Source organism: Streptomyces sp. CB02400 (genome assembly GCF_001905725.1).
Taxonomy (GTDB): domain Bacteria; phylum Actinomycetota; class Actinomycetes; order Streptomycetales; family Streptomycetaceae; genus Streptomyces; species Streptomyces atrovirens.
The window spans coordinates 47,958-54,421 of record NZ_LIWB01000030.1; the positions used below are offsets into that span (position 1 = coordinate 47,958).

Below are 6,464 nucleotides of genomic sequence, written 5' to 3' on the forward strand. Positions count from 1 at the left end.
CGTCTCAGAGGCCGTAGGTCTTGCCGATGACGTCCCGCTGGATCTCGCTGGTCCCGCCGTAGACCGTGGAGACGACCGCGGCCCGCAGATGGCGCTCCATGTCGAACTCGGTGGTGTAGCCGTAGCCGCCCATCATCTGCATGCCCTCCAGGGCGGCCCGCTTGGCGATCTCGGTGGCCTTCAGCTTGGCCATGGACGCCTCGCGCGGGAACAGCCGGTCCGGCTGCGCGTCGCAGTCCAGCGCCACCTCGCGCACCAGCAGCCGGGTGCACTCGATCTCCGTGGCGAGATCGGCGATCCGGTGCCGCAGGGCCTGGAAGGAGCCGACGGGCCGCCCGAACTGCTCGCGCTCGCGGACGTAGGCGACGGTGTCGTCGAAGGCGCGGCGGGCCAGGCCCAGCATGTTCGCGGCCAGGAAGAGCCGCTCGTAGTTCAGGCCGGCCATCAACTGCCGCCATCCACCGTCCACTTCACCGACGACGGCGTCTGCGGGCAGCCGTACGCCGGTGAGGAAGACGTCGTTGACCTCCCGGCCGCGCATGGTCTCGATGCCCCGCACCTCCACGCCTGGGGCGTCGGTGGGCAGATGGAACATGGTCAGACCGCCGTGCTTGTCCTCACCGGTGCGGGCCACCAGCAGAACGCTCTTCGCGCAGTGCGCGTTGGAGATCCAGGTCTTCTGACCGTCGATCACCCACGTGCCGTCCTCCTCCCGCCGGGCGCGGCAGCGCAGCGCGCCGACGTCGGACCCGGCGCCGGGCTCCGACATGGCGATGGCCAGGACATCGCCGCGCACCGCCCCGGTGAGCACCTCGCGCCGCTGGCGCTCCGTGCCGAACCGCTCGTACGCCTTCGCGGTGATGACGGTGGTGACGAAACCCCCGCACGGGACCATCCCGTACGAGGTCTCCTCCAGGAAGAGGCAGGCGTCGGCCAGTCCGCCGCCGGAGCCGCCGTACTCCTCGGGCAGACACACACCGAGCCAGCCCAGCTCGGCGAGCCTTCCGTACAACTCGGGGTGGTGGGCCTCGCGGCCGTCCCCTGCCAGCGCGTCGCGCTGTTCTCGGGTACCGCACTCGCGCTTGGCGAAATCGCGCACGGCCGCGGCGAAAGCGGCCTGTTCTTCGGTGAGTCGACTGCCCATCAGGTCCTCCGGGATCCGGGTGCCGGTCGGCGGCTCGGTCAGGGTCGGGCACACAAGTGGGTTACAGAGAAACGATAGATGTTTCTTCGCATCTCGGGGAAGTGTTCGCCGGTATCGTGAGGAGCACCATGAGAACTGACACGAACGACTCGTGGCTCGCCCGGGCTCTCGACCGGCCGGAGCCGGAGGACCGCATGGCGCTGCGGATCCTCGACGCGGCACTGGAGCAGTTCACCCTGCTGGGTCTGCGCCGCTCCTCCGTGGACGACGTCGCCAAGCGGGCCGGGGTCTCCCGGGTCACCGTCTACCGGCGTTTCCAGACCAAGGACAAGCTGGTCGAGGACACCCTGCTGCGTGAACTCAGCCGGTTCTTCCAGCGGCTGGACGCGGCGGTGGCGGCGCTGCCGACCATGAAGGAGCGGGTCGTCGAGGGGTTCGTGGTGGCCCTGCGCCACACCCGCGCCCATCCGCTCTTCGGCGGCCTGCTGCGCCTCGAACCCGAGGTGGTGCTGCCCTACCTGACCGTGCAGGGCAGCTCCTCGCTCTCCGCCACCGTCGAGTACCTGACGGTCCATCTGCGCCGCGCGCAACAGGCCGAGGGCCGCCTTGACGAGGACCCGCGTCCGGTCGCCGAGCTGATGGTGCGGGTCGCCGTGTCCTTCCTGCTCAACCCCGCGAGCTGCATCGAGATGGAGGACGAGGACCAGGCCCGGGCCTTCGCCCGTCGCTACCTGGCCCCGCTGCTGGACGCCTGACCGGCAGGGACCGTCCGCTCGGACGGTCCCTGCCGGCGGGACGCCGTCCGGCCGTTCAGCGGCGCCGGTGCAGTGCCCGCGCCAGCCGCACCGCGCGCTCCCGCGTGGCGGCCGGAACCCCGAAGGAGGTCAGCGCGATCGGCGGGGTGAACCGCTGCACCGTCGTCGACTGCACGGAGGTGAAGGCGCGCAGCCCTTCCTCCCCGTGGATCCGCCCGAAGCCGGAGTCCCGCGAACCGCCGAACGGCAGCGCCGGCACCGCCGCGAAGCCCAGCACCGAGTTCACCGACACCGCCCCCGCGCGCAGCCGCGCCGCGATCGCCGCACCGGCGCGCCCGCCGCGGCAGAACACCGCGGCCCCCAGGGCGTAACGCGAGGCGTTGGCCCGCTCCACCGCCTCGTCCACGTCGGCCACCGGGTTGATCGCCACGACCGGCCCGAAGGTCTCCTCCGCCATCGCCGCCGCGTCCTCCGGAACGCTGGTCAGCACCACCGGCGCGACGTACGGAGCGCGTACCGACTCGGGCCCGCCCAGCAGGGCCCGCGCCCCCGCCGCGACCGCACCGGTCACATGCCGCTCGACGACCGCGACCTGGCCCGGCAGTGTCATCGGGCCGTAGGAGGCGTCCGCCCCGGCACCCGGACGCAGCGCCCCGGCCCGCTCGACCACCCGTTCGCACAGCGCCGCGTGGATCTCACGCACCGCGTAGACGCGCTCCACCCCCGCGCAGGTCTGCCCCGCGTTGCTCAGCGCGCCCCACACGATCGCGTCGGCCGCCGCGTCCAGGTCCGCGTCCGCGGTGACGATCACCGCGTCCTTCCCGCCGCACTCGGCGAGGAACGGCGTCAGCGTCCCGGCGCACACCGCCATCACCTTGCGGGCCGTGCCCGGCGAACCGGTGAACGCCAGCTTGTCGACCCCGGACCGGGCCAGGGCGTCCCCGGTGGACGCCGCACCGGTGACGGTGGTGAGCAGCCCGGCGTGCCCGGGCACGGCGGAGTCGAAGAGCCCGGCCAGCAGGGCCCCGGTGCCCGGGGTCAGTTCGGACGGCTTGAAGACCACGGCGTTCCCCGCGGCCAGGGCGTAACCGATGGAGCCCATCGGCGTGTACAGGGGGTAGTTCCAGGGGCCGATCACGCCGACCACGCCCAGCGGCCGGTGCACCAGCGAGGCCCGCTGGTGGACGGTGAACAGCCCCGTGCCCACCTTCCGCCGGCGCAGCACGCGTCCGGCGTTGCGGGCGGCCCAGCCCAGGTGCTCCAGCGTGAGGACGACCTCCAGCGCGGCGTCACCGGCCGGCTTGCCGGTCTCCTCGGCGATGGTGCGGGCCACGGCGTCCAGGTCGGTGGCGAGCGCCTTCTTCCAGCGCAGCAGGTGGTCACGGCGCCGGGACGCGGGCAGCGCGGCCCAGCCGACCTGGACGGTCCGGGCCCGGGCCACGGCGCGGGAGACCTCCTCCGGCCCGTCCACCGGGTGATCGGCGATCGGCTCGCCGGTCGCGGGGGAGTACGTGGTGAAGGTCGCGGCGCGTGGTGCGGTGGCCGGGGTGGTGTCGGTCATCGGGTCTCCTGACGGGGAGCGCGGGAGGCGGACGGCTGCGCCGGAACGGGGTCCCCCTCCGGCGGTGTCTCGTCCTGGAGCGGGATCGTCGGACGGGAGTGCGCCCAGTGCGGGCCCAGGTCGTCCAGGGTCCAGCCGAAGGGGTAGGTGCGCGCCTTGGGCTTGCGCGGGAACCACTCCGGCCGTCCGGGCAGCAGGCGGATCAGCGCGGCCCGTACGCGGAAGCCGCGGTGGACGGCGGCCCGCACCCAGCGCGGCTCCGGGCGGAAGCCGAGCGCCGTCAGCAGCGGTTCGTCCAGGACGGCGAGTACGATCCGGGACGCCGGCCGCCGTAACGGGGCCGGGTACCAGGAGGCCAGAATCCGCAGGGTGGCCGCGGCGACCCTGCGGTTGGCGGGGTCGTAGGCGTACATCTCCCGCTCGTAGTCGTCGTGGAGCCGCTCGAACGCGGCATAGGTGCCGGGCACGCCGGAGATGCCCATCATCTCGCCCATCCGCCGGCCCACCAGCGCCAGGCTCTCGGTCTCCTGCTCGGACAGGCGCCGCCAGCCGAACCGGTCGATCCACCGCTTCGGCCCCACCACCGTGGTGGCGAGGACGTAGAGGAAGTCCTCGTTGGGGATCCGGTAACGGCCGTGGATGCGGTTCAGGTGACGGGCGGCTGCCCGGCCGTGCTCCGAGTCCATCCCCTCGCGGACCATCTCGTACGTGATCAGCACCGTGTCGTCGTACCGCTTCTGACCGGCACGTTCGAACTCCTGGGTGCGGTCCAGGAGCCGGGAGACGCGTGGGACGCCGAAGTCGCGCAGGAACGCGATCGACGTCCCGTGGAGATAGTCGCGGGGGAACTCGTAGTGGACGATCCACCGGTAGATCTGCTCGAAGTCCCGCTGCGGATCCATCTGCTGGATGCGGCGGAGCCGGTTGTAGCGGCCCATGGGTGATCCCTCCTGTCGGAATCGTGGCCACCGGCTCGCGGCACGAGCGGTCGGACCGGAGAAGCGGACGGTCTCCGCGTCGACCGGCCCCTGCCGTACGGGTGGGGATGACGATGCCGCCGGTGAGCCGGATGACGTGGCTGCGCGGTGCCGTGCGGGTCGTGGGCGGTGAGTCGAAGATACTGAAACTATTGACTTGTTTCACAGGCGTCAAGACTCCGGAGGCGCGGATGCGCCCGTGACCGCGCCCGGTTTCGGCACGTGTCACCAACTTCCGTGTGCGGCAGAGTGGTCGACGGAGCGTCGACCCGAGCTCTCGCCCGTCGTCGATGTCCGCTTCCACCGTCTTCCGGACGTCCGTCGATCCGCTCTCGTCGCGGAGCTGTGGGCAAGCGGAACCGCGTCATGAGAAGCCGGCAGAACAACACCCGGTCATCCACGGTCACTTCGAGAGGAAGTCGCGCAGTGCGGTGCCGACCTCGTCGGCGTGGGTCCGGAGCAGGCCGTGGGGCGCTCCTTCGACCTCGGCGTAGTCGGCCTCGGGGAGCGCTTTGCGGAAGCGGCGCGCAGTGGCGTCGAGTCGCTCACGGCCGGGGGTTCGTGCGGTGCCACCGGGGGCGGACGTCGCTTCCGCGGCGTCCCGCGACAGAGGCACAGCGGGGGCACACACGCCGGACGCGGTCCGCCGCGCCTCCGGATTCGGGGAAGGTGTCCTGCCAGACCACATGCGAGAAACGGATCAGCTCCGAGCGGCTCAGGGACAACCCGCAAACGGTCTGGTTCAGGCCCGGTTCCCAGGCGTGCACCTCACCCGCGGGCAGTCGGCGGCGGCCCTCTTCCTGGTCCGTCCACTGTCCGGTGGCGGCCACGGCGTACTGCTTCACGCGCGTCATGATGTTCCCTCCTGACCGTCCGTGGTACCCGCACCGCCGGGCGTCACGCCGAACGCACGCCGTCCACCCGCGACGGCCCGTGGCCGGTTCCGGCCGTCCCGCTCCGGCCCCGTCGGCACGCGGTCGTCCGCCGCGCGGACGGGCCGGGTCAGCTCCCGCCCCGGCGGGCCGCCGTACGGATCGCCAGTTCGGCCTCTGCCAGACCGTCGACCGGGGCCGGGTCCTCGAGCCCCGGTACACACACCACCTCGCCGGTGTCCAGTGCGGCCAGGGACGCGTCGACGACCTGGTCCACGGGCATGCCGCCGTCCTCGTGCACGGACTGGTTCCGTCCCGGGACGGGCTCGTCGCCACGCGACCGGTGGAACTCGGTGGCGGTCAGCCCGGGGCACAGCACCTGGATCCGCAGCGGGGTGCCGGCCAGTTCGGCGGCGAGCGTGCGGGTGAAGGTGACCACATAGCCCTTGGTGCCGCCGTACACCGCGCGCTCGGGCAGCGGATGCGGCGGCAGCGCGCCCGCGAAGGCCAGCTGTGAGGCCACGTTGACCAGGGTGCCGCGCCCGCGTTCCAGCATGCCCGGGACCGCGGCCCGCGTGAGCGCGGTGACGGCGAGGACGTTGAGGTCGAGGATCTTCGTCATGAGTTCCGGTTCGAGTCCGGCGAACGGACCGTAGCCGTTGATCCCCGCGTTGTTGAGGAGGAACCCGATGTCGTCGCCCGCCGCACGCCGCGTCACCCGTGCCAGGTCGCCGGATTCGGACAGATCGGCCACGAGGGTCTCCACCACGGTGCCCGTCCCCTCGCGCAGTCGCTGCGCGAGGTCGTCGAGCCGCTGCCCCCTTCTGGCCACGAGGACGGTGTCCCACCCGTGGGAGGCCAACCGCCCGGCGTAGGCCGCGCCGATGCCGGAGGAGGCTCCCGTCACCAGGGCCGTGCCGTGTCGTGTGCTCACTGGTGTGCCGCCTTTCACGCCGACGGTCCGCGGATGCCGTGATCGGGGACGGGTGTCCCGGGCGAAAGTCCCGTACGTGAAGGAAACCGAAGGTCACGAGCGAGTACCCGCCGCTTCGGGTGCCGGAACACGGCACCCGGAGGAAACTCCTGACGAGCGAGGTCGTCTCCGGCACCGGTGACGAGCCGGCGGTGCCCCGTCCCCGTTATCTTCTTCGCGGT

The 6,464-nt window shown here is 72.2% G+C and carries 6 protein-coding genes and 1 pseudogene; 1 reads left to right on the forward strand and 6 read right to left on the reverse strand.

Going from position 1 to position 6,464, the window contains the following annotated elements; translation table 11 throughout:
• Positions 1-4: 4 nt before the first annotated feature.
• Positions 5-1,144, reverse strand: a complete 1,140-nt coding sequence (locus AMK33_RS38840; protein WP_073937970.1) for an acyl-CoA dehydrogenase family protein — start codon at positions 1,142-1,144, stop codon at positions 5-7.
• A 128-nt stretch (positions 1,145-1,272) separates the two neighbouring features.
• On the opposite strand from AMK33_RS38840, the gene AMK33_RS38845 reads away from it, so the two are divergent.
• Positions 1,273-1,899 carry a TetR/AcrR family transcriptional regulator gene (locus AMK33_RS38845; protein ID WP_073937961.1) on the forward strand — a complete coding sequence of 209 codons (627 nt, stop codon included), beginning with the start codon at positions 1,273-1,275 and terminating at the stop codon, positions 1,897-1,899.
• Between the two features lie 55 nt (positions 1,900-1,954).
• Here AMK33_RS38845 and AMK33_RS38850 read toward each other — a convergent pair whose 3' ends face one another.
• The 5 genes and pseudogenes from AMK33_RS38850 to AMK33_RS38870 form a co-directional block, all read right to left on the reverse strand.
• Positions 1,955-3,460, reverse strand: coding sequence for an aldehyde dehydrogenase family protein (locus AMK33_RS38850; RefSeq protein WP_073937962.1), 1,506 nt, complete (start codon positions 3,458-3,460; stop codon positions 1,955-1,957).
• On the reverse strand, positions 3,457-4,398 hold the full coding sequence (locus AMK33_RS38855; RefSeq protein WP_073937963.1) for an oxygenase MpaB family protein: 942 nt from the start codon (positions 4,396-4,398) through the stop codon (positions 3,457-3,459). The genes AMK33_RS38850 and AMK33_RS38855 overlap by 4 nt, the downstream gene beginning before the upstream one ends.
• A 442-nt stretch (positions 4,399-4,840) precedes the next feature.
• Positions 4,841-4,978 (reverse strand): annotated as a pseudogene (locus AMK33_RS42030) (alpha/beta fold hydrolase); the annotation flags it as partial.
• Between the two features lie 4 nt (positions 4,979-4,982).
• On the reverse strand, positions 4,983-5,291 hold the full coding sequence (locus tag AMK33_RS44500; RefSeq protein ID WP_073937965.1) for a hypothetical protein: 309 nt from the start codon (positions 5,289-5,291) through the stop codon (positions 4,983-4,985).
• A 148-nt stretch (positions 5,292-5,439) separates the two neighbouring features.
• Positions 5,440-6,243, reverse strand: coding sequence for an SDR family NAD(P)-dependent oxidoreductase (locus tag AMK33_RS38870; RefSeq protein ID WP_073937966.1), 804 nt, complete (start codon positions 6,241-6,243; stop codon positions 5,440-5,442).
• Positions 6,244-6,464 lie beyond the last annotated feature (221 nt).